Here is a 23,680-nt window from a genome sequence, read left to right as displayed (position 1 = left end):
TCGTGAACGGCTCAACAAAGCATAATGGCCGACTTTTGTCATCCAAGGCGGGACCTCCCCTTTCGGCGTGACTCGAGATGTTCTATTGGCCATCGTGAATCACTGGAAAAAGGGAAAGATCAAGATGGGGCCAGGGCTCATTATGAGATTTCAAGGCGAGAGGGTACAAAGAATTCGGATCTATTTCCTATGGTTGCTTGTGGCTCTACATCATCCCGAGCGACTATTCACAAGTCTAAATATGGTGAGCTATATTCGTAATGCCGAATGGGGACAGGGCGTGTTCTGTTGGGTGAATCGATTACATGCTGGTATTCATAGCCAATGAATAAGCGCAATTCTCGCTTTTCATGCGAAATTGACCCATTGTATAGAACATCGCTCACAAGATGACAGCGTTTCCAAATCTCCATTGTTCGCTTATTCGGTGATGCGTGAGTTGCCTTAGGATGTTTTTGATATCCGGTCTTAAGCAAACATAAATTCTTATCGCTATCCATAATTCAAGGTGACCATGCATTGGGGTGGGACGGTCAACTCATCTTTGCCGATTGACCACTTGAAGATTATCCGTTAGCATGGCGTATTTTAGCACTAACACACGTAACGCAAAGAAGAAGAGAATGCCCGAAGGATGGTGGGAAATGCAAACAGTTCGAGGAATTACCTACCACATGTATGGTGAGGGACCTGAGGCGGTGTTGTGTCACCCCAGTTTGGGGTTAGGACAATTCTTATTTCATCGCATCCGTCCCGCGTTATCTCGGGAATATACAGTTGTGCTGTGGGATCCCCGTGGAGTGGGAGATAATGGGCACTTTTATCCGACACTAGAAGATTGGGTCGGCGACACGATCGACATTTTACGGGATATTAATAAACCGGCCCATCTTTTAGGTGTTTCGTTGGGAACATGGGTGATGAGCCGCGTCGCCGCTGTTAACCCTGGTCAACTTGTGCGCTCTTTAACGCTTATTGGGGCAACTCGCGGCTTTTCTCACGGAGAACAAGAGATTGCCGCGAGGCGTCAGCAGTTGGAGCACATGACGATGCGGGAATTTGCTCAGAATTATGCTGATAATACGTTAACTGTGTATGCGTTGCCCGAAGTCAAAGAAAATCTGGTTCTAGAAATGGGTGAAGTTGACAAAGAGAAATATCTGCAAGCGATGCAAGCAATTTATACGGTACGCAATGAAGAGGTGTACCGGCAAATTGCGGTTCCGACATTGGTGATGGTGGGTGTGGAAGATACCCGGACACCGCCAGCAGAAGCTGATGAAGTCCAAAAATTGATTAAAGGTAGTGAGGTGAAAGCGTTACCGCGCTGTGGGCACCTGGCCGTTTTAGACCAACCTCAACGGGTCATTCATGAATGCCGCTATTTTTGGACTAATGGTCATATGGCAGACGATTAAGGGCAACTAGTGGCGATGATGCATGAGGATTTCGTGATATAACAATTTTTTCTTTGCCCCAGTTCACATGTGCAGGTAAAATATATGAGGAGTTTGTTCCGATATAAGCGGCAGGAGGGGGAAGTGATGGACTACGATGACCGTCGACGTTATCGTCGGCTTAAGTTATTGACGACCATCGGTCCCACCCTCTTTGTCGCCGTTGCCGAAACCGTGCGGTTTTATTACTTGAGACGCATTTTGCCTCCCGCAAGTGTCAGTCTGGTGGCGGTTGCCGTCACGTTGGTCGGAGCCGCTGGATTTTCGTCGTATGTTTTTGACGTGATTGAAAAAATGGAAAATGAACGTCGTGAGTATCAAGATGCTATGCTTGCGCTTCAAGAACGAGAGCGTCTAGCACGCGAAATGCACGATGGGCTTGCACAAACGTTGGCTGTTATTAATTTAAAAGTTTATCAAGCAAAAACGCTTTTAGATGGCATGCGGTTGGACGAGCTGCGAAAAGAATTGGACGATATTCGTTGTGCCGTGAATAAATCCTATTCCGAAGTACGACAATCGTTATATGACTTGCGTGCGGGAAAACGGCTGGAAGAAGGATTTTGGACGGCGGTTCGAACGTTGGCTAATGATTTCCAAGAAGGAACAAAAGTTGCCGTGGAAGTCGAAGCTTTACCTAATGATGGCGTACCGTGGAATGATATGGCTTCCGTGCAAATTTTACGGATTATTCAAGAATCCCTTGCGAATGTGCGAAAGCACGCCGAAGCCAAACATGTAAAAATTACCGCAGCAATTCATGATGATATCGTAGAATTAAAAGTGATTGATGATGGTAAAGGCTTTGTTATGGGAACGACTCCGCCCAATCATCATTTTGGTTTGGGGATAATGCAAGAAAGGGCCCAGACTTTTGGAGGACGAGTGTCGATCCATTCACAGCCCGGTCAGGGAACCGTGGTGACGATTACCTATCAGATTGATGGGGATAAAGGGGGAGAGGTTGTTGGAAAAGGCAAGAATTATGTTAGTGGATGATCATGCGCTGTTTCGCTCCGGCATGGCATCATTATTAGCGAGTCGTCCTGACATGGAAGTGGTAGGGGAAGCAGAGACGGGCGAGGAGGCGGTGCGCCTTGCCGAAGAACTCATGCCGGATTTGATTTTAATGGATATCAATATGCCTGGTGGCGGAGGGCTTGAAGCGACTCGGATTATCAAAGAGCAGATGCCCTATGTAAAGATTGTGGTTTTAACTGCGAGCGACGAAAACGATTTATTGTTTGAGGCGGTCAAGGCGGGAGCCCAAGGCTATCTCTTAAAACACCTCGATCCAGAACAATTCCTGGAAGAACTTTCCGCTCAAATTCGGGGGGAAGCGTCTATATCGGGCGATGTGGCCTTGAAGATCATTCGAGCGTTCTCTACACATGACGTGGAACGACAACAAACGCAGTTAACGGGACGGGAACTCGAAGTGCTCAAACTGGTTGGAGAAGGTTTCTCTAACCGAGACATTGCTGCACGCTTATTTATCTCGGAGAACACCGTGAAAAACCATCTGCGGAATATTTTGCAGAAGTTACACTTTGAAAACCGTGTGCAAGCAGCAGCCTATGCTATTCGTCGAGGACTTGTTGATCCTCACTAGTGCTGGTGGTATTGCAGTAGGGGAGTGTCTATGGACGACAAGCAAATGACCTTGACAGAACATTTGACGGAATTACGCAACCGACTCTTCGTGATTTTGGGAGCGGTTGCGGTTGTCTTTTTAGTAGGTTTTTTTTATACCCGGCCTCTGTTGCATTGGATCATTCGTCACACTCCGGTGCATCACGTTATTGTCACCGGGGTGACCGAAGCTTTTTTTGCTTTGATCAAGCTTGATTTGGCCATGTCACTCATTCTCACATCGCCGATTATCTTGTATGAAATTGCGGCGTTTATTTTGCCAGGTCTAACCCAGGTTGAACGTCGAGTGGTGGGGGTTATTGTGGGGCCGGGACTGGCATTATTTCTCATTGGTACCGCCGTCGGATATTTTGTGTTCGTGCCTATTGTGTTGCATGTGATGCTGTCCTTTACCGGTCAGGGTATTGAGCCGATGTGGAGACTGGGAAGTTTGCTTAGTTTTATTATTGATTTATCTGTTCCTTTTGGGATAGTGGCGGAACTCCCATTAATCTCGGGAGTTATGTCGCATTTAGGGCTTGTGCAACCCATTATGTTTTCGCGCTACAGGCGTTATGCGATTCTCTTGTCTTTTTTTATTGCTGCTATCTTGGCACCGCCCGATGCCCTGTCCATGACACTCATGGCTTTACCTATTTATTTAGTCTATGAAATTTCCGCACTAGTTGCTCGTTTTACCTATAAAGCTCCTGTAGTGAGTGAGGAACCTTCGAGCGGTCCGTCAAATAATTCGGAGGGTTCCTTGTGACGCTTTTAGAGGCAGACATCACTACTCTGGTGAAAATTGAACAGATCTCTTTGGCATATAGCCGCATGCAAGCTATCCGGTTGGGATTAGGACCTGGGGCACAGGTTCGTGTTGTTCAAAAACTACCCCATGGGCCTGTTGTGCTGAACTACCAGGGACGAACCATTGCAGTAGGTTATGAACTTGCCAAGAATATTCTTGTCACTCCATCCGACGAGAGGCAATCATAAAATATTTGTATACAACAATATTTGATGTCATGATAAAATAATCCGTGGATACCTCGTCGGTAGAGGAGGCTTTGTGATGTCATTGAATCATTTGGCATTTATCATCGTGGTTCTTTTAGCCATCTTATGGTTCGGGCTTTTGGTAACAGAAAAATGGGAACTAGTCCAGATAGGACAACCCCTTAACCGTTTTGATCAGCCTGGCATCCGGTGGCAAGGTGTTTGGAAAGAGGTCTTCGGACAACATCGGGTGTTACAGGAACGGTTTTCTGGCATGATGCATGTGATGATGTTTTGGGGATTTTTTATTGTATCAATCCAAACGGTGATTTTTTTTCTTAATGGGTTATTTCCTGTGATTCCCATTCCCACTGGCCTTATCGGAACTATTCTTGATACCGCTTTTGATATTACCGCGCTGTTTGTATTGATTGCCGTTATGATGGCCGCCTACAAACGGTATGTGGCCAAGACGCCCCGCTTGGTAAGAAATTGGGATGCGGGCTTGGTCCTTGGATTGATTGCGTTAATTATTCTCGCCCAATTAAGCATTGAAAGTTTTCAATGGGCTTTAAATCCTCATATGTTTTGGGCACCCTTAGGGAGTGTTATCGGTTCTTGGCTCCATCATTTTGGTCATGGTTTTGATCAAAGAGGCCTTCAAATGTCCATATGGGTGAATGCTTTGGGCCTTTTGGGATTTTTAGTTTATCTGCCCTACTCCAAACATTTTCACTTGTTTGTCGCCCCTTTTAATATTTATTTCCGGAATCTTGACAACAAGGGACATTTACCCGCGTTAAATTTTGACGATGATACGGTGGAAAGCTATGGCATTGGACAAGTTGCGGATTTGACATGGAAAGATCTATTAGACACCTATGCATGCGTTCAATGTGGACGATGTACCGCCGTGTGTCCTGCGAATCAAACAGGGAAAACCCTATCGCCGAAAAATATTATTGTGACATTACGCAAACAGTTAGAATTGGTAGGGCCAATCTTAAACGAGGCTGCGGCTAGTCGCACTCCGGAACAACAAGCACTCCTAGAAGTTCCCTTGGCAGGGGAAGTGATTCCTGAACAAGATCTCTGGGCATGCACAACGTGTAGTGCCTGTGTTGAAGTTTGTCCCGTCTATGATGAACATGTGGTCAAAATTGTGGGGATGCGCCGTCATCTGGTGCTGACGCAGGGGGAAATGCCTAATGAAGCCCAAAATGTCTTCCGCAATATGGAAAACCAGGGCAATCCATGGGGATTGGGTGTCGACGCGCGTCAACAATTTGCTGAAGCGATGGGAATCAAAGATGTAAGCCGAGGAGACAAACCGAAGGTTCTGTATTGGATGGGCTGTGCTGCAACCTATGATGACCGGGCCAAAAAAGTGGCAGAGGCTACAGTGACATTGTTGAAAAAAGCTGGGGTCGATGTGGGAGTTCTGGGGGCATTGGAAAAATGCACAGGGGATTCAGCTCGGCGTTTAGGCAATGAATATTTGTACCAGAGTTTGGCGACAGAAAATGTAGAGACATTAAACGCTGCCGATCCGGAAATTATCTTGACCACGTGCCCTCACTGCTATAATACCATTAAAAACGAATATCCAGATTTTGGAGGGCACTATACGGTTAAACATCATGCTGAGTATTTAGCTGAGTTGATAGCCGACGGAAAGTTAACGCCGGTAAAGGAATTGGATGAAACGTTAACCTATCATGATTCCTGCTATTTGGGGCGGTACAACGATATTTATGACGCACCCCGCGACATTTTGCAATCGGTACCCGGTGTCCAGTTAAAAGAGATGGAACGTTCGCGTGACAGAAGTTTCTGTTGTGGGGCGGGGGGAGGCCGTATGTGGCTCGAGGAACGGGAAGGTCAACGAATTAACCAAAACCGGGCACAACAAGCCTTAAATACGGGCGCAACGACTATTGCAACCGCTTGCCCTTTTTGCTTGACGATGATCAGAGATGGCGTGCAATCTCTGGGCCAAGAACAAGACGTTAAGGTTCGGGATTTTTCAGAAATTCTAGCTGATGCCATATTACCGATCGTGAAATAAAATGGCGTGACATGAACTATTGGGTAGGCGTGCATTACCGGGAGATTTGCCTAGCATGCTTTACCCAGGCTTTTTCAATAGCGGCTCCGGTTACAAGAAATGCTGCACCACCTACTGCTCGCCACAATGCTGATATCTGCATTGTGGCGATAATATTGGTTCGGGATAATGCCCAAATCCCGAACTCAGGGGCCATAAAAGCGATAGCTCCAATGATGATGTTATATACGACAATGTATTCGCTCCGGTGTTGAGCCGGGATATGCGCTTGCAATTCGGTAAATAAAAGAAGATTGACCCCGCTCAAAAAGAGACCAGCTTCAAAATTGATGCTGCTTAACACCACAAGATTTTTGGTCAAAATGGTAAGCCAGGGAACCGTTGCCAATCCCAATGCGGCATATCCGAGGGCGATCATTGCTCCCTTGTGGCGGGCAAATTTCCGCCATAGAGGAAAACTGATGGCTTGGCTTACCAATGCCATAACACTAAAGATTCCAAGCCAAAATGCCGTAGCATGGGCTTGCCCGATTTGATAGAGGTTAAATAAGGGCCACGACATCTGCCACCCAAAGTTAAAGAACGCGGACAACAAGGCATAACGTAAGAAGATGCCATTGTGGATGATAGTGCGCCATGGCAGGCGGGGGGATACGGAAGCGGACGTGGATGGGATTTTCAGTTGATGACGGCCTAAGGTCATGACTTCTAAAATGCCTAAAACGGTTGCCAAGACGATGAAGACTTGGAGAGCTCGAGTTGAACCATGTGAGAAAAACTGGGTAATGAGACCTGTGAATAGGCTGGCTCCTAGTGCGACTAACGTTGTGACCACATTGCGCTGACTAAAAAATCCCTCCCGTAAGGAGGCAGGAATCAGATGACCGATGAGGGTTTGCCAACCCATTAATCCCCATGTTTGGGGGATGTTGGCCAACGTGAATACGATGAGGGCAAATTCGGCGGCGTGATGAGGGCTGAGCCATGGTGCCAATGCTAGCAAAACATAAGATAAACGTGTTACGAAAAAAGACCGGGTGGTGCCGCGTACTAGCCTTGGCAGCTGGGGGAGACGAAAGGTTAAAAGGATGCTGGCCAACAGTGCGCCGAGTGCGGGCAAAGCATTTAACAAGCCGACTTGTTTGGCACTCGCATGGAGACTGTCAATAAAATACAAGGGAAAGAATGTCGAAATGATTGTGGTTGACGCGGTAAAAAACGCGCCATGCCATAGTGATCGCCGCAAATTATCCCGCAATGTCGTGGCTCGCATGTTTGATGCCCATCCTGTTCTCCAGCGTGCTCTGTCCCATTATAGTACAAGCCCTCAGGGAGAGCTTAGACTCGGAAAAATATTTGCGGAGATCGTGCGACATGATCACTCTGGCAATATAGTGTCAAATGGCGATACAAGAAGGGGCGGGACGCTCGCTGTATAAGTTTGATTCGCAAAAATTCAAAGCGGGGTGCTGTCACCACATCACAAATGAATGCAAAATATGCGCCATCACTAATCACCCGGGCCGTGCCAACCAGCTGTTTGTTGGACCAGGCATGAATCACATAACTGGAGCGTTGCCAAATCAGGTCAATCGTCTCGAGATCCCGTCCAGCTGTTGAGGGAACCCGGTCCCATAACTGCTTGAGATATTCCAATGGCACATTGCGGTCATGGCGCATGTGGATGATATTCCTCGGACTGCCCAATTATGAACCCCTTTATTCTGACGGTGGTCTTTTTCTGTCTTTAAGTGCATAGCTTGTCCCAGGAGGGATCGGAATATGCCCGGACGGACCATTGTATTAGTAGGAAATCCCAATGTCGGGAAGTCGTTGGTATTTCAGAAACTTACCGGACGTTATGTTGAGGTTTCAAATTTTCCAGGCAGTACGGTCCAGATTCTTGAAGGGGCTTATGGGAGCGACCGAATTATCGATACACCGGGCGTATATGGATTAAGCCGGTTATCCGATGAAGAAAAAATGACAGTGTCCGCATTAGAACAGGCCGATATCGTCCTGAATGTTGTTGACGGGACCCGTTTATCCCGCGATCTGTTTTTGACCCTGCAACTGGTTGAAGCCAGTTTACCCGTTATTGTAGCCATAAACATGATGGACGAGCTTGAAAAAGAGGGAGCCACCATTAACACCGCACTATTGGAAGAGATTCTGGGCGTTCCAGTAGTAGGGATTTCTGCAACCAAAGGTTCCAACTTTGGCGTGTTGCGCTCGCTCATCGAATCGAAAGTGCAACCTAAAGCCCTGGAAAAATCTTGGCAAACGCCCCCGTCATGGCACCTAACAGGGCTGCAATCGTTATTATGGCATGAAGAAGACGAGGAATTAGCACGCCAAGTGGGACAGAAATCCGAAACCGGCATGCGTGAAGAGCTTTATATAGCCCGCCGGATGCGTGCAGATGACATTGCTTCTCGTGTCCTAACGCCCGCATCGTCGCGTCGTCAAAACGATTTATGGTTGGATCGGTTGCTTCTGAGTCCTTGGGGAGGATTTGTTGCGGCCAGTGTGGTAGTGGGCGCGATTTATTATTTCGTCGGCATCGTTGTCGCTGGGACCGTTGTGGATACTTTAGAGCAGTTTACATCGCTTTTGCTGATCCCTATCGTGAAACATGTGATAGCGCTAGTAGTGCCTCCTCAGTCATGGCCCTTCAGATTACTCGTGGGGCAATATGGCATGATTTCCGCCGGATTAATTTATATCGTGGCATTGTTGTTACCGCTCGTAACGGCCTTTTATTTGCTCTTAGCAATTTTAGAGGACACGGGTTATTTACCACGTTTAGCTACGTGGCTGGACCGGTGGTTTTTGCGTTTAGGACTTAATGGGCGTGCAGTTATTCCTTTAGTGTTGGGCTTTGGTTGTGTGACGATGGCGACACTGACTACGAGAGCTTTGGAAACCCAACGAGAACGCACGATTTCAACCATTTTACTTGCGTGGACCATCCCGTGTTCGGCCCAAATGGGAATTATTATCGGATTGTTAAGTGGTGTCGGGGCTATCTATGCCTTGACTTATGCTGGGACCATTATTGGACTGTTTATTGTCATTGGAACCATTTTGGATAAGAGCTTACCCGGTCGTCCCACGCCACTCTTATTGGATTTGCCACGGCTCCGTCTTCCTGACTGGAATAATGTTCTATGGAAGACACAAACCAAAGTGCTCGAATTTCTGCGAGAAGCTTGGCCTTTATTTGTGGTGGGATCTGGGCTCATTGAGCTCGGAGATATGACGGGTCTCTTGCCCGCTTTTGATCGTCTTGTGGGACCATTTTTACAGTATTGGTTAGGATTACCCCAAGAAGCAACCCAGTCATTTCTCTTAGGGTTTATCCGGCGTGACTTTGGTGCTGCCGGATTTTATGAATTAGGACTGACGCCTCACCAAATTGTCACCGGTGCCGTGACCTTGACGCTATTTGTTCCTTGTATGGCATCGACGCTCGTCATTTTGAAAGAACGCGGATGGCGGGATGGGATGTTAATTTGGATTGGTTCCATTGTCTTGGCTCTATTTGTTGGGGGATTGATGGCCCGTTTTGGACCCGTCTGAAGTTCTTGGCATAGACTATGGCGGGGGTTGAAAAATATGGAGACGGTCAAATCTTGCCCGGCATGTGGCTTACCTTTACGAGGATTTGTGGGACGCTGTCCGAGATGTGGAAGCATTATCTCCGAATTGTGGATGAGTTCATGCAGGCAGTGCGCGTTACAAAAATCGTGCAGTCCCTCAGTATCTTTGGAGTCAAAGGCCCATTTACCTAAAAATACTCATAAGCGCCTCCGCCTTTAGGTCAGAGGCGCTTGTCTTGTGTGATTTCAAAAAAGTTTAATTTGTGAAATTTATCAACGATCCTTGAGCGGGCGATAAAAACTGTGCCATCATGGAGATGCATTTGAAGGAGGAAGGAGAGGCTAGCGATAATGGATGGTCATAAAATTGTTTATCATAACGGAACGATTGTAGTGCCTTCCGATCCCATCATCCCTTTTATTGAAGGCGACGGCATTGGTCCTGATATTTGGCGGGCGACCAAGCGCGTGGTGGACGCAGCGGTAAAGGCCAGTTATCAAGGACAGCGACAGATTCATTGGGTAGAGGTATTAGCTGGCGAAAAAGCTCATGACACAGTTGGGGAATGGCTACCTCAACGAACGCTGGACATGTTTCGCGAATATAAAGTGGGAATCAAAGGGCCCCTGACGACACCCGTCGGCGGCGGAATTCGAAGCCTCAATGTCACATTACGTCAAGAATTAGACTTATTTGCATGTGTGCGACCGGTACGCTACATTCCTGGCGTTCCCTCCCCGATGATCCATCCGGAATTTGTTGATATGGTTATTTTCCGGGAAAATACCGAAGATGTTTATGCCGGTATTGAATGGCCTGCAAATTCTCCTGAAGCAAAGAAAATTATTGAATTTATCAATCAAGAAACTGGTAAACATATCGACTTGACAGCAGGAATTGGCATCAAACCCATCACCCGGGTGGGGAGTGAACGGTTGATTCGCAGCGCCATTCAATATGCCATTAGCCACCACCGGCGATCTGTCACCATGATGCATAAAGGGAATATCATGAAGTTTACGGAAGGTGCATTTCGGGATTATGGTTATCAGTTAGCCGAACGCGAATTTCCCGAGCAGGTGATAACGGAAAGCGTCTTATATGAGAAATATGAGGGACATCAACCTGAGGGGGTCATTGTATTAAAGGACCGCATTGCCGATATCACCTTCCAACAAGTGCTGTTGCGGCCCAAGGAATTTGACGTGATTGCCACGCCAAATTTGAATGGAGACTATTTGTCCGATGCATTAGCCGCACAAGTCGGAGGCGTGGGCATGGCTCCGGGCAATAACATGTCCAATGAGATTGCCATCTTTGAAGCCACGCATGGTACAGCGCCCAAATACGCTAATCTCGACAAAGTCAATCCCAGTTCCTTGATTCTATCCGCAGTGATGATGCTGGAGCATTTGGGATGGAATGAAGCCGCGGATAATATTATCAAGGCTTTGGAAGATACAATTCAGGCCAAAACCGTTACTTATGACTTGGCACGCCAACTCCCAGGCGCTAAAGAAGTTAAGACGTCTGAATTTGCTGACGCCATTATCAGTCGCTTACGGTAATCCATTTGATTAAGGGGTGAATGATGATGTTTAAACGGAATAAGATCACCATTATTGGGGCAGGAGCCACAGGAGCCACGACGGCTCACGTGATGGCCCTTAAAGAACTTGGAGACATTGTGTTAGTGGATGTCGCCCCAGGAATTCCTGAGGGTAAGGCGCTAGATATTTGGGAAGCGGGTCCTATTGAACGTTTTAGTTTGAAGGTTGTGGGGACCACGGATTATGAGTTGACTCGGGACTCCGACATTATTGTGGTCACCGCGGGAATGCCACGCAAACCAGGAATGAGTCGGGACGATTTACTGAAAGTTAATGCCGAGATTGTACACCAAGTGGTGGCACAAGCCTCGCAACTTTCTCCGAATGCGATTTTGGTTATCTTGAGCAATCCGGCCGATGTTATGGCGTATGTGGCCCAAAAAGCTAGCGGCTTTCCTTATCACCGTGTGATTGGGCAGGCCGGTGTGCTTGATTCAGCACGGTTTAGAGCCTTTTTAGCGGACGCCCTACAGGTCTCGCCAAAAGATGTGACCGCCTTTGTGATGGGAGGTCACGGCGATGACATGGTGCCTTTAGTGCGCTATTCTTCAGTCGGCGGAATCCCCGTCGAAAAATTATTGCCGCAAGAGACTCTCAACCAAATTGTCCAACGCACCCGCACTGGAGGGGGCGAGGTTCTTAATCTGATGAAGATATCCGCGTTTTATGCACCCGCTTCATCCTTGGCAGAAATGGTTGAAGCGATTTTGAAAGATGAACGCCGGGTGATACCAGTCATCAGTTATCTTGATGGAGAATATGGCGAACATGATATTTTCGTGGGAGTTCCCGCCATTGTCGGAGGCAATGGCATTGAGAAAGTGTTAGAGGTGGAATTTACTGACGAAGAACGGGCAGCGTTTGCCAAATCGGTGGCGGCCGTAAGAAAACCGTTATCGATGTTAAATTACTAACGGATACGAGGAGGACCCCATGCATAGCCGAGATCGGGCATTACAGTATCATCAAGAACATCAGGGCAAGATTCAAGTGATGAGTAAGGTTCCAGTGAAAACTCAAGAAGATTTGTCACTGGCCTATACCCCCGGGGTGGCAGAGCCCTGTCGAGCCATTCAGCAAAATCCGGGATTGGTAGATGTCTATACAAATCGTGCCAATATGGTAGCAATCGTTACCGATGGCACGGCTGTGCTGGGACTCGGCGACATCGGACCCATGGCGGGTCTTCCGGTAATGGAAGGTAAATCGATTTTGTTCAAAATGTTTGGCGGCGTGGATGCCGTTCCCATTTGTTTAGACACCAAAGATCCGGACAAAATTGTTGAGACCGTTCGATTATTACAACCCAGTTTTGGCGGCGTGAATTTGGAGGATGTTTCGGCTCCCCGAGCATTTGAAATTGAACAAAAACTGAAGGATGTCTTATCCATCCCCGTTTTCAACGATGATCAGCACGGGACCGCGGTCGTAGTAGGGGCCGCGGTAATCAATGCCCTGAAATATGTGGGTAAAGCTTTGAGCGACGTACGCATCGTGTTTAATGGTGCAGGAGCGGCGGCGATTGCTACGGCCAAGCACCTTCTAGCTCTAGGCGCTCGTGATGTGTCATTAGTTGATCGTCAAGGCTTAATTTACGACGGCAGACCGGGAAACAGTAATCCATATAAGGAAGAGATAGCGCAAATCACCAATCTCGAACGGAGAATGGGAGGGCTTGCAGAAGCTTTAGAAGACGCGGATGTATTTATCGGCGTATCCGTTGCTGGGGCGCTAACATTAGACATGGTTCGGAAGATGAAGTCCGATGCCATTGTGTTTGCCCTGGCCAATCCCGTTCCCGAAATCTGGCCGGTCTTGGCGCTTGAGGCAGGAGCCCGGGTTGTGGGAACCGGTCGTAGCGATTTTCCTAATCAGATTAATAATGTTTTAGGCTTTCCAGGAATATTCCGTGGGGCTCTTGATGTCAGGGCACGGGATATTAATGAAGCCATGCGCGTCGCTGCTTCCGTGGCCTTAGCCAATTTAGTCAGGGATGATGAATTGCGCGATGATTACATTATTCCGCAGGCAATGGACCGACGCGTCGCTCCTGCCGTTGCCAAAGCTGTTGCACAGGCAGCTCTTAATACGGGTGTGGCGCAATCCACAGATGTTGACCCCAATTGGGTGGAAAAGCACTGTCGGGAGTTGGTGAGTCAGGTTCTAGGACAAGAGGACAAAATCCTGGAAGGAGACGAACGACGATGAAGCAATACGAATATATGGCCAAGGGGATTTTAGCTGAACACGGCATTCCCATTGCACCGGGGCGGTTGGTCGATTCTCCCGAAGGTGCGGCCAGTGCGGTTAGGGATTTGGGCCCAGTAGCACTCAAAGCTCAAGTTTTGGTCGGAGGACGCGGCAAAGCAGGCGGAATTCGCTTTGCCGAAACTCCGGAACAAGGCGCTGAAATCGCCAAGAATATGCTGGGAATGGTATTAAAAGGGTATCGCGTAGAAAAATTATATGCCGAACAAAAATTGCCGATTGAAAAAGAATTATATATCTCCGTGACCACAGACCGTAATGCTAAATGCCCCCTGGTTATGGCCTCTGCTGCGGGGGGCGTAGAAATTGAAGAGGTGCCGGACGACCAAATCGTTAAGCGATATGTGGATCCGGCTGTCGGAGTGCTTCCATATTTTGGACGGGAAATGGCTGAAGCTTTAGGATTGAAAGATGTGTTATTTAAAGAATTTGCGGATTTGGTTGTGAAATTATACCAAATTTATCGAGAAGAAGATGCCGAATTGGTCGAGATCAATCCCTTGGCTGTGGTCCATGGGCATTTAATTGCCGCCGACGCGCGGTTAAATATTGACGATAGCGCGCTGTATCGTCATCCTGACCTGACACGTGTCGATGAAGGGTCGCCTCTCGAAAAACAAGTACATGAAATCGGGTTGGCATATGTCGAGCTGGATGGGGATATTGCAGTTATGGCTAATGGTGCTGGGATGGCTATGGCGACGTTGGATGCCATTCAATATTTTGGCGGACGACCAGCTAACTTTCTGGATGCCGGCGGCGGAGCTTCGGTAGAACCGACAGCTAAAGCCCTAGGTGTTCTCGTATCTATGAAGCCTAAAGCTATTCTGGTCAACATATTTGGTGGAATTACACGCTGCGATGATGTGGCGAAGGCAATTTTACAAGTCAAAAGTACAGTAGGCATTCCTGTACCATTGGTCGTCAGGTTGGTGGGAACCAACGAAAAAGAAGGTGTGGCTTTGCTAAATGAAGCAGGAATCCAGGCCTATTCTGACATGGCAGAAGCAGCGGAACAAGCCGTTCGCCTGGCAAAGGAGGCCGTTTAAATGGCTATTTTATTAACCCATAATGACCGGGTGATTGTTCAGGGGATTACAGGTAATCAAGGACGGTTTCACACCCGGCAAATGTTGGCGTATGGAACCCCCGTTGTCGGTGGTGTCTCACCGACAAAAGGCGGACAAGATGTCGAAGGAGTACCGGTATATGATACGGTGAGAGAAGCAGTTGAAAACACGAGGGCAACAGCTTCGATTGTTTTTGTTCCGGCCCCATTTGCCAAGGATGCGGCTTTTGAGGCTATGGAAAACGGGATCCGCTTAATCGTTATGATCCCGGAACACATTCCAGTTCAAGATTCTATTGATATTGTCAACCGGGCTAAGACTGTGGGGGCGACCATTATTGGCCCGAATACTTTTGGCATTATTTCGCCGAGTGAACATACCAAAATGGGTATTATGCCAAATCATATTTATACCCCTGGTCCTGTTGGGGTCGTTGCCCGGTCTGGCACATTAAGTTATGAAATTGCTTTTAGTTTGTCTCAACATAATCTTGGGCAAACCACTGTGGTCGGAATGGGTGGAGATCCGGTGGTCGGACAAACGTTTATTACCGTATTGGAACAATTTCGGCAAGATCCCGATACCCGTTGCGTCGTGATGGTTGGCGAAATTGGAGGTAGTGCAGAAGAAGAGGCAGCAGAATATTTGAGCACATTAGGGAAGCCCGTTGTGGTGTATTTGGCAGGACGAGCAGCTCCGGCGGGCAAACGAATGGGGCATGCCGGTGCGATTATTGAACGCGGCAAAGGTACTCTAGCAAGTAAGGAAAAGGCTTTGAAAGCCCATGGGGCTGAAGTGGTTACGATGCCCTGGCAGGTGGCAGAAGCGGTTCGCTCTGTCTTAGGATGATTGCGACCAAATTATTGGGGATTGTCTGTTATGAGGAGTGGCCCTGTTTACGACGGGCCACTTTATTTTGAATGAGCGCCCAGACGTCGGTCCAATCTTCATCAGATAACGTCGAAACGGCTTCTTGCCATTGCTGATGATTAATGCCACCATAAAAGACCGGTTCTTCATGTAAAGCCGTATTGAGATAGCCAGCTCGTTCCATAAGTTGTTCATAGGGAATATCGAGTGCTTGCGCTAAACGTCGCAAAACAGCGGGACTGGGCGGATTGCGTAGTCCACGCTCAATACGAGATAAGTAGGAAGAACTGGTTGCGGTCCGTTCGGCTAAAGCGACTAAAGACAGATGTTTCGCTTGCCGTTGTTCACGGAGAAATTTACCGAATTGCAATGCTGTCCGCCTCCTATGATGATGTGACCCTTTGTCTAATCCTATCGAATCTGTTGCCTATAGGCAACATTCGTTTCGAGAGAATCCCAGGAGGATACAAATTGCCAAAATGGAAAAATTACGCTATGATTTTGCCAAAAAGATAATGAGGGATTTTTTTGGCCACTCTGGTAGTTAACGTTGCAGCGTTGCGGCGTTTTATGGAACAACGCGGTTGGTCTGAACGAGATTTGGCAGAGCACATGGATCTCGCCTATTCGTACGTCAATCGTGTTTTGGGCGGTAAGAGAAGACCGGGGGCAAAATTTATTGCAGGAACATTGTTGTTAGGTTTAAGCATGGAAGAAGTTTTCACTATAGAAAAATAGGTCATCAACTCCACGGGATTTAACAAAGGTGATAAAAAGTTAAATTTTATACTTCTAGCGAGTGCTGATAGATTAAACTTTTATAAAAAATCCAAAACAAGGAGAGATCTTTTTTGCATTCCCATGTTATTATAGGCGTAGAGTGACTGACACATAACGAGGACGTGAAGCGGTCACCCTAGATAAGAGGTGGCTTATTGTGCTGATTCAGGTTGTCGGAATAAATCATAAAACGGCGCCGTTAAAAATTCGCGCGCAAGTCGGATTGACGCCCGACCAAATTGTTGAAGCATATAACCGAGTTCATGAATTGGTTGGACAACAGGGCATTGTAATTCTGTCTACGTGTAACCGCACGGAAATGTATGTTGCAGGTAATGTTTCTTACTCGGCTATTGTTGACTGGTGGGGACATATCGCTGGGGTTGAACGTAGAGAGTTTTCTGATGCGCTGTTTTGGTATGCAGACACCAAAGTATTCGATCATTTGTTTCGCGTTGCAGCCGGCTTAGATTCCATGGTGCTGGGGGAAACGCAAATCCTCGGCCAAGTCAAAGAGGCATATGAATTATCTCAGAAATATGGGGTGACCGGTTCTCTGCATCGTTTGTTCCGTGCTGCATTAACCGTCGGGAAAAGAGCGCATGCGGAAACCGCTATCAGTCACAATGCGTTATCAATGGGGCATGCGGTGGTCGAATTAGGCCGTAAAGTGTTTGGAGACTTGTCGAGAACCCACGCGGTGGTAATTGGTGCTGGAGAAATGGGAACACTTGTGGCGCGCCATTTGTCTTCGGCAAAAGTGGGCAATATAACCATTGTCAATCGAACGCCTGACCGGGGTCAACTCCTGGCAGAGGAAATTCATGGCTCTTATGTGCCGCTAAATCAATTGATGACGGTGTTGCCGAGTGCTGACATTATTGTCTCGTCCACGCACGCCTCAAACTTTTTGGTCACGAAACAGATGATGAAAGAGGCTATAAAAGGTAAGGGTGAACGTTTACGGTTTTTGTTTGATTTGTCGGTGCCACGAAACTTAGATCCGGATATTGTTCGTCTGGGGAGTGGAATCTTTTTGTACGATATTGATGACGTAAATGCCGTCGTTGAGGCCAATTTGCATCAGCGGCAAAAAGAGGCTGTGAAAGTCGAAAAAATTATTCAAGAAGAAATTGAGACATTGGCGAGTGATATTGCGGCCTCGGAAGTTGGACCAGTTATCCGGCAACTTCGCGAGAAAGCTGAATCTATCCGCATTAACGAGTTGAATAAAGCCCTCAACCGGTTATCGCATTTGTCGGATGCCGATAAACAAGTGGTTGCCGAGACAACTCGATTAATTTTAAATAAGTTTCTTAATGATGCTATGGTCGGAATGCGCGCTTGGGCAACAGACAAAGATAAGGAAGAATATATCGAAGCCGTGCGCGAACTGTTTCATCTTGATGGCACCACCGAGAACACCAGAACGCCCAATACAGAACACGTATTGCAACCTGAGCGGTGAACTGAGGCGATGGTGTGGGAGCCGTATTCATTGCGTTAGTTTTTTTGGGATATTTGTCATCTTCCGTGTTTTACGTGGCGACGTTATATAACGATACGTGGCGCAAGTGGGGATTTGCGGGTACTCTTATTGGGCTGGCCGCGCAAACCAGTTGGTTCATACAAGAGGCGATCGGTCTAGGAACATGGCCTGATGAAACCTTGTACGACTGGATAGCGACCTTTACTTGGGTATCTGTCATTGTTTTTGCGTTATTTCAATTGTTTCGTCCCACATTACCGCTTGGTGGATTTTTAATGCCAGTGATCACGTTGATGTGGCTTGGCAGTCAGGCGTTGTCACGCCATATCATTGTGCCGCCACATCTCGACAGTACATTGTTGGCGATCCATGTGACCACAGCTATTTTTGCTTATGTCGCTTTTTTGTTGGCAGCCGTCTTTAGTATTATGTATACAGAAAAAGAGCGAGAGTTGAAACGGAAGAAAGTGAGACTTTTTTATTATCAACTACCTTCGCTAGAAGTTATGGACGTAATCAGTGGGCGTTTAATTTTTGCTGGTCTCATTTTCTTCACCGTGACATTGATTGCGGGCACTTTATGGGCCAAACAAGTTTTTCATTTCTATTGGTCGTGGTCAGCCAAGGAAGTTTGGAGCATCATCACGTGGCTTGTGTATCTTGGATACGCTGTCTTGCGGATGACGGGCTCAAGAGGCCATAAAGCGGCAGTTTATGCGATGTCAGCGTTTTTATTTGTTTTTGTCAATTTGTTTGTGGTGGGAGTCTTCTTTCATGGCTTCCATTTTTATGATGTTTGACAGAAGCGTATTATTAAGAACGGGTACAGGAAAGAAGGCAAAAAGTGCTAAAAATTGGAACACGGTCTAGTCAACTTGCTCAGGCTCAGGCCCAAGCGGTGAGTAATCTTTTAACAAGCGCCGGAATAGACAATGAACTGGTATTGTTTGAAACCAAAGGAGACAAAATTCTCGACCGTGCCCTGGATGCCATTGGCGACAAAGGTTTATTTACCACGGAACTGGAAAAAGCGCTTCTGGATGGTTTGATTGATGTCGCTGTTCACTCTCTCAAAGACCTGCCTACAACCCTGTCTTCCCATCTCATGATTGGTGCTTATGTCCTGCCTGAAGATCCCCGAGATGTTCTCATTGCTAAGCCCGGAGTTTCTTGGAATTCATTGCCGCAGGGAGCGCGGATCGGCACGTCGAGTCTTCGCCGGACCGCCTTTTTGAAGGCACTTCGCCCCGACTTGGACATTGTTCCTGTCCGGGGAAATTTGCAAACTCGGGTCCGAAAGTGGAAGGAACAGGGATGGGATGGATTAGTTCTCGCAGCAGCCGGTGTTCACCGCTTGCACTGGCAGGAGTTAATCTCCAGTTATTTGGACCCATGGATTTGTGTGCCAAGTCCTGGACAAGGGGTGTTGGCGGTTCAGGTACGTGATGACAATAAGGACCTCCGTGCAATTTTAGCCCGGTTTAATGATTCTCAGGCCGAAATCACATCAAAGGCCACCCGGGCCGTGTTAGCGGAATTAGGGGGAGGTTGTCAGGTTCCTTTTGGAGCCTATGCAACATGGACCGATGAAAAAACCATCACTATCCGTGGCAAAGTGGCTGATTTAACCGGGAGCCGGGTTATTGTGCGGGATGTCGCTGGTCCTGGAGCCCATGCGGAAGAACTGGGGAAGCGATTGGCTCAAGAACTGATCAGTGCCGGGGCATTACAGCTTTTGTGAGGTGAGAATTGCGTCATGGCGTCACGCATTTACTTTATTGGGACGGGACCTTCCACACGGGTTGAGTGGCTGACCAAGGAAGCTTGGGATATTCTTGAACGGGTGCAGCACGCATTAATTGTTGAAAATGCATGGCCTCCTTACTTGTTGTGGCCGTGGGCAGTGGAAAAAGAATATGTCGCGGCATCCGATGTGTTAGCGCGGATGAAGTTTTGGGCAGCGCAAGAGGATCAGATAGCGGTTTTGGTGGCACAATCCCCGGCCCATCATGTCCAGATGGCGACATGGGTGCAGTGGGCTCAAGAACGGCGGGTCATGGGTACGATTGTGCCGGGCCTATGGAATATGACAGTGATGCTGGATATGAATGGTTTTTGTGTGGCCTCCCCTTTTGAGGCGGAATATCATGACGCGGTCCGGCTACGGCTTAGGGGAGGTGAACATCCTTTCGTTCCTCGAGAGACGTGGACGTTTGGGCCGAGGGGACACTGGACTCATGGCGGCGACATGATGGAAGAGTCCTCGCCGGTTTTGAAAATTTCCACGGATTTGCCTCAACCGCACCTATGGCTATCGAATCAGCCGCTTTACGGGCGAACTTTCCTGCTTCTACACGGTGGAGCCACGGCTAGAAAGGCTAGCAGCCGCCTTCAAGAACTCGGAGCGAATGTCTATGTGGCTCCTGTCAGTCAAATTGTCGATCCTCCTTCGTGGACCATTGTCGATCAGACTTTGAGCCATATTGAACGCTACGATTGGGTCATATTTACCAGTCAAGAGGCTGTGACCCGATTTTTTCAGTCATTGAAGCGGCTCAATATGGATATTCGTCGGCTCCGCGCGCATATCGCGGTAGTTGGTCCCCAAACTGAAGCCCTGGTGAAAGATTATGGATTGTACCCTGTTTTGATGCCAGAAAACGAGTATAGCCAAGAAGGCTTGGCCAGAGCATTTTCGCCCTATTCGCTGTTGGGAGCGAATATCTTATTGCCGCAAGGGAATCTCAATCGCACTTATCTCCAGGACTATTTAGCCCAACAAGGAGCCCTTGTGAGCCCGCTACAATGTTATCAAAATGTTGCGGTACCGCTTTCGCCGAGCGTTGTCGAGTTATTAGAACGCCATAAGATTGATGCGATCTTTTATACTGCATCATCCTCGGTCGATCATTTAGTGAATCAACATCCTCACTTACAAGATATTTTGCGTAAGATTCCCGCCATTAGTATTGGTCGCCTGACGAGCCGCACGCTCACGCATTACGGGATTCCCGTGACACGGGAACCTATTCGGTCATCACTGGATGCGATGATTGACGAAGTGATTGATTATTTTATGAAGGAGTGATTGAGAGATGTTTCCCATAGAACGTCCTCGTCGATTAAGAAAAAATGAAACATTACGTGCTTTGGTAAGGGAGACACATATTCGGCTGGATCAATTAATATATCCGGTGTTCGTACGCCCAGGCACCGGTATGAAACTACCGGTGTCTTCGATGCCCGGTATTTACCAGTGGTCGGTGGACTTGTTGACGGATCATTTAGAAGAGATCTATGAACAAGGCATCCGGTCCTTTCTTTTCTTTGGTATTCCTGCTCACAAAGATGCAGAAGGTTCTGAAGCCTATAGTCCGGAAGGTATTGTCCAAGTGGCTTTACAAACGGTGAAAAAACGCCTTCCCGAAGCGGTATTAATAGCAGATTTATGCTTGTGTGAATATACCGATCACGGCCATTGTGGAATTTTACGGGGCAATGATGTTGATAATGATATGACCATTGACATTTTAGCCAAGACAGCTGTGGTTCAGGCCCGAGCGGGTGCGAGTATTGTTGCACCATCCGATATGATGGATGGTAGGGTAGCCGCCATTCGTCACGCACTTGATCAAGCAGGATTCCAAGATATTCCGATTATGTCTTACGCGGCCAAGTACGCCTCAGGATTTTATGGACCGTTTCGCGAGGCAGCAGAAAATACCCCATCGTTTGGCGATCGCCGGGCTTACCAAATGGATCCCGCCAATCGCCTGGAAGCCTTGAAAGAAGTGTTACTGGACATTCAAGAAGGCGCTGATATGGTGATTGTGAAACCGGCAATGCCGTATCTAGATGTATTATCCGATGTGAAAAACTCGGTGCAAATTCCTGTTGCGGCATACCAGGTCTCGGGCGAGTATGCCATGATTAAAGCGGCATCTCAGCTGGGATGGCTAGATGAACGACGGGTTGTGGAAGAATCGTTATTAAGTATTAAGCGAGCTGGCGCCGACATGATTATTACCTACTTTGCTCCGCTGTTTGCTCACTGGATGCAGCAGAAATAGGCGAAAACATATCGAGCAGGGTACAATATTTTTGGGAAGAGATTTCCCAGGTGGAAAGAGCGTAAAAGGAGGGATTCGTATTGAAAACGGTGATATCAGATGCAAAACCGCAACGGATACGCAATGAAGCCGTGTTTCTTTATGACATGAACGCTGATGATATTTTCCAAGAAAACGGGTATGTCGTCATTGATTCATCTCTCGGGCTCGTTACTCCACGTGTAAACAATCGTAAAGCGGAGAAGGACAATCCTCCTTCACCCCCTTTACAATCATTACATTAATGATGTTTAATAGCCACGCGTATTATTCGCGTGGCTATTATTTAGGAGCGTGTGTCGTGAAAGAAGAGTCTGATCTCCGACGAAAGTTACCGGCGGTCCAGAAGATCTGGCGTGCTCTTCCTGAACCCTTACCAGTTCCTTCTTATTGGGTTGACAGGGCGATTGATGATGTCCTCAACCGTTGGCGGGACAAGGCCCGTCACGGACAAACTCCCCCGCCTCTAACGGTGATTTGCGACGAGATAATTCAAGAAGCGCGAAAATTATCTAGACCAAGTCTTCGCCCCGTGTTAAATGCCACGGGCGTTATGATTCATACCAATTTAGGACGCTCGCCGTTGCCTGACGAAATTATGGAAGCGGTAAAAACGGTGGCAATGGGCTATTCGACACTCGAATATGATTTGAGTCACGGCCGAAGAGGATCACGCCACGATCATGTCGCGCAAGCTCTAGCGGAATTAGTAGGGTCTGAAGCCGCGATGGTGGTTAACAATAATGCGGCCGCCGTATTGATCGCCTTGTCAGCAATAGCTCGCGGGAAAGAAGTCGTCGTGTCGCGGGGAGAGCTGGTCGAGATCGGGGGATCTTTCCGGATTCCTGAGGTCATGGCTCTCTCTGGCGCGCTATTACATGAGGTTGGCGCGACAAACAAAACCCATGCCCGTGATTATGTGGCTGCGATTAATGAAAATACCGGTCTGTTACTCAAAGTCCATCAATCAAATTTCCGGGTCATTGGCTTCACTAAGGGGCTCAGTACGCGCGAATTAGTGGATTTGGGGCGACGATACGGCATCCCTGTGATGGAGGATTTGGGAAGTGGTGTAATTAACCCATTACAAATCGATAATGTTTCCGAGCCTAGCGTCAAAGAGATTGTTCAGGCTGGGGTCGACATTGTCACCTTTAGTGGGGATAAATTATTGGGTGGCCCACAAGCCGGAATCATTGTTGGGAAGACAGAGATTATTGATCAGCTCAAAAAATATCCTTTGGCCCGGGCTATTCGCGTAGATAAAATGACATTAACCGCTCTAGAACATACTATCCGGTGGTATTTAGAAGGCCGCGCTCATTTGTTACCTTTGTGGCAAATGATGAATCAAACAGCGGAGGATATTTATCAGCGGGCACGATTATTTAGTGAATCTTTAAGACAACAGGTTGTTGGGCCAATGTCTATTGATATTCAACAAGACTTCTCCCAAATAGGAGGAGGATCGATGCCGGGAACTCGCATTCCTACCTATGTGGTGAGCCTCACTCCATCCCATTCTAAGGATACAGCGCTTTTAGAACGATACCTACGCGAAGCCGATCCTCCTGTTATTGCTCGGATTAGTCACGGATCGCTAATTTTTGATTTGCGCACAATTTTCCCTAGTCAAGAATCTCAGTTGCTTGCTACTATAGTGATGGCCCTGAATAGAGTTCAAGAATGATTAAGACTTTCGCGCATGGATAGACAAAAGGGAGG

23 protein-coding genes are annotated in these 23,680 nt (G+C 47.6%); 20 read left to right on the top strand and 3 right to left on the bottom strand.

Features of this window, described 5'->3' with window-relative positions:
* Positions 1-644: 644 nt before the first annotated feature.
* From B8987_RS00385 to B8987_RS00360, 6 genes are all read left to right on the top strand, one after another.
* A complete protein-coding gene (locus B8987_RS00385) occupies positions 645-1,418 on the top strand; it encodes an alpha/beta fold hydrolase (protein ID WP_037912697.1) in 774 nt (257 codons plus the stop codon).
* Positions 1,419-1,544: 126 nt separating this feature from the next.
* Positions 1,545-2,456: a sensor histidine kinase gene (locus tag B8987_RS00380; protein ID WP_020374513.1), complete on the top strand. Its 912-nt coding sequence runs from the start codon at positions 1,545-1,547 to the stop codon at positions 2,454-2,456.
* Positions 2,425-3,069, top strand: coding sequence for a response regulator (locus B8987_RS00375; RefSeq protein WP_026040612.1), 645 nt, complete (start codon positions 2,425-2,427; stop codon positions 3,067-3,069). The genes B8987_RS00380 and B8987_RS00375 overlap by 32 nt, the downstream gene beginning before the upstream one ends.
* A 30-nt stretch (positions 3,070-3,099) precedes the next feature.
* A complete protein-coding gene (tatC, locus tag B8987_RS00370) occupies positions 3,100-3,858 on the top strand; it encodes a twin-arginine translocase subunit TatC (protein ID WP_076007296.1) in 759 nt (252 codons plus the stop codon).
* A complete protein-coding gene (locus tag B8987_RS00365) occupies positions 3,855-4,088 on the top strand; it encodes a FeoA family protein (protein ID WP_084660637.1) in 234 nt (77 codons plus the stop codon). Before tatC ends, B8987_RS00365 begins: the two co-directional genes overlap by 4 nt.
* 76 nt (positions 4,089-4,164) lie before the next feature.
* Positions 4,165-6,156, top strand: a complete 1,992-nt coding sequence (locus tag B8987_RS00360) for a (Fe-S)-binding protein (RefSeq protein WP_084660636.1) — start codon at positions 4,165-4,167, stop codon at positions 6,154-6,156.
* 34 nt (positions 6,157-6,190) lie between these two features.
* Here the strand turns inward: B8987_RS00360 and B8987_RS00355 are convergent, their stop codons facing one another.
* The gene (locus B8987_RS00355) at positions 6,191-7,429 is read right to left on the bottom strand and encodes an MFS transporter (protein ID WP_028962394.1); all 1,239 of its coding nucleotides are present in this window, start codon (positions 7,427-7,429) and stop codon (positions 6,191-6,193) included.
* Positions 7,430-7,494: 65 nt separating this feature from the next.
* Positions 7,495-7,836 (bottom strand): hypothetical protein, encoded by a 342-nt coding sequence (locus B8987_RS00350; RefSeq protein WP_020374520.1) that lies wholly within the window; start codon positions 7,834-7,836, stop codon positions 7,495-7,497.
* 102 nt (positions 7,837-7,938) lie between these two features.
* On the opposite strand from B8987_RS00350, the gene feoB reads away from it, so the two are divergent.
* The 6 genes from feoB to sucD all read left to right on the top strand — a co-directional run bounded on the left by feoB (position 7,939) and on the right by sucD (position 15,556).
* Positions 7,939-9,738, top strand: coding sequence for a ferrous iron transport protein B (gene feoB, locus B8987_RS00345; RefSeq protein ID WP_084660635.1), 1,800 nt, complete (start codon positions 7,939-7,941; stop codon positions 9,736-9,738).
* Positions 9,739-10,109: 371 nt separating this feature from the next.
* A complete protein-coding gene (icd, locus tag B8987_RS00335; protein WP_084660633.1) occupies positions 10,110-11,327 on the top strand; it encodes an NADP-dependent isocitrate dehydrogenase in 1,218 nt (405 codons plus the stop codon).
* A 26-nt stretch (positions 11,328-11,353) separates the two neighbouring features.
* A complete protein-coding gene (gene mdh, locus B8987_RS00330) occupies positions 11,354-12,283 on the top strand; it encodes a malate dehydrogenase (protein ID WP_020374522.1) in 930 nt (309 codons plus the stop codon).
* Positions 12,284-12,302: 19 nt separating this feature from the next.
* Positions 12,303-13,577: an NAD(P)-dependent malic enzyme gene (locus B8987_RS00325; protein WP_028962390.1), complete on the top strand. Its 1,275-nt coding sequence runs from the start codon at positions 12,303-12,305 to the stop codon at positions 13,575-13,577.
* On the top strand, positions 13,574-14,686 hold the full coding sequence (sucC, locus tag B8987_RS00320) for an ADP-forming succinate--CoA ligase subunit beta (RefSeq protein ID WP_084660632.1): 1,113 nt from the start codon (positions 13,574-13,576) through the stop codon (positions 14,684-14,686). Before B8987_RS00325 ends, sucC begins: the two co-directional genes overlap by 4 nt.
* Positions 14,687-15,556, top strand: a complete 870-nt coding sequence (gene sucD, locus B8987_RS00315; protein ID WP_084660631.1) for a succinate--CoA ligase subunit alpha — start codon at positions 14,687-14,689, stop codon at positions 15,554-15,556.
* Between the two features lie 28 nt (positions 15,557-15,584).
* On the opposite strand, the gene B8987_RS00310 is transcribed toward sucD, so the two are convergent.
* On the bottom strand, positions 15,585-15,947 hold the full coding sequence (locus B8987_RS00310) for a helix-turn-helix domain-containing protein (RefSeq protein WP_020374526.1): 363 nt from the start codon (positions 15,945-15,947) through the stop codon (positions 15,585-15,587).
* A 158-nt stretch (positions 15,948-16,105) separates the two neighbouring features.
* Between B8987_RS00310 and B8987_RS00305 the strand changes: the two genes are divergently transcribed.
* The 8 genes from B8987_RS00305 (at position 16,106) to selA (ending at position 23,645) form a co-directional block, all read left to right on the top strand.
* A complete protein-coding gene (locus tag B8987_RS00305) occupies positions 16,106-16,315 on the top strand; it encodes a helix-turn-helix domain-containing protein (RefSeq protein ID WP_020374527.1) in 210 nt (69 codons plus the stop codon).
* 199 nt (positions 16,316-16,514) lie between these two features.
* Positions 16,515-17,825 carry a glutamyl-tRNA reductase gene (gene hemA / locus B8987_RS00300; protein ID WP_084660630.1) on the top strand — a complete coding sequence of 437 codons (1,311 nt, stop codon included), beginning with the start codon at positions 16,515-16,517 and terminating at the stop codon, positions 17,823-17,825.
* A 14-nt stretch (positions 17,826-17,839) separates the two neighbouring features.
* The gene (locus B8987_RS00295; RefSeq protein ID WP_020374529.1) at positions 17,840-18,646 is read left to right on the top strand and encodes a cytochrome C assembly family protein; all 807 of its coding nucleotides are present in this window, start codon (positions 17,840-17,842) and stop codon (positions 18,644-18,646) included.
* 44 nt (positions 18,647-18,690) lie between these two features.
* Positions 18,691-19,587, top strand: a complete 897-nt coding sequence (gene hemC / locus B8987_RS00290; protein WP_084660629.1) for a hydroxymethylbilane synthase — start codon at positions 18,691-18,693, stop codon at positions 19,585-19,587.
* A gap of 15 nt (positions 19,588-19,602) precedes the next feature.
* Positions 19,603-20,934 (top strand): uroporphyrinogen-III synthase, encoded by a 1,332-nt coding sequence (locus B8987_RS00285; RefSeq protein ID WP_084660628.1) that lies wholly within the window; start codon positions 19,603-19,605, stop codon positions 20,932-20,934.
* Positions 20,935-20,941: 7 nt separating this feature from the next.
* Positions 20,942-21,916: a porphobilinogen synthase gene (hemB, locus tag B8987_RS00280; RefSeq protein WP_084660627.1), complete on the top strand. Its 975-nt coding sequence runs from the start codon at positions 20,942-20,944 to the stop codon at positions 21,914-21,916.
* An 80-nt stretch (positions 21,917-21,996) separates the two neighbouring features.
* Positions 21,997-22,200, top strand: a complete 204-nt coding sequence (locus B8987_RS00275; protein WP_037912481.1) for a hypothetical protein — start codon at positions 21,997-21,999, stop codon at positions 22,198-22,200.
* A 56-nt stretch (positions 22,201-22,256) separates the two neighbouring features.
* Positions 22,257-23,645 (top strand): L-seryl-tRNA(Sec) selenium transferase, encoded by a 1,389-nt coding sequence (gene selA / locus B8987_RS00270; RefSeq protein ID WP_084660626.1) that lies wholly within the window; start codon positions 22,257-22,259, stop codon positions 23,643-23,645.
* The last annotated feature ends 35 nt before the right edge of the window (positions 23,646-23,680 follow it).

Origin of the sequence: Sulfobacillus thermosulfidooxidans DSM 9293, from assembly GCF_900176145.1 — a bacterium.
Taxonomy (GTDB): domain Bacteria; phylum Bacillota; class Sulfobacillia; order Sulfobacillales; family Sulfobacillaceae; genus Sulfobacillus; species Sulfobacillus thermosulfidooxidans.
Note: the sequence above shows the minus strand (reverse complement) of the source record. Positions and strands in the feature narration are given on the sequence as shown.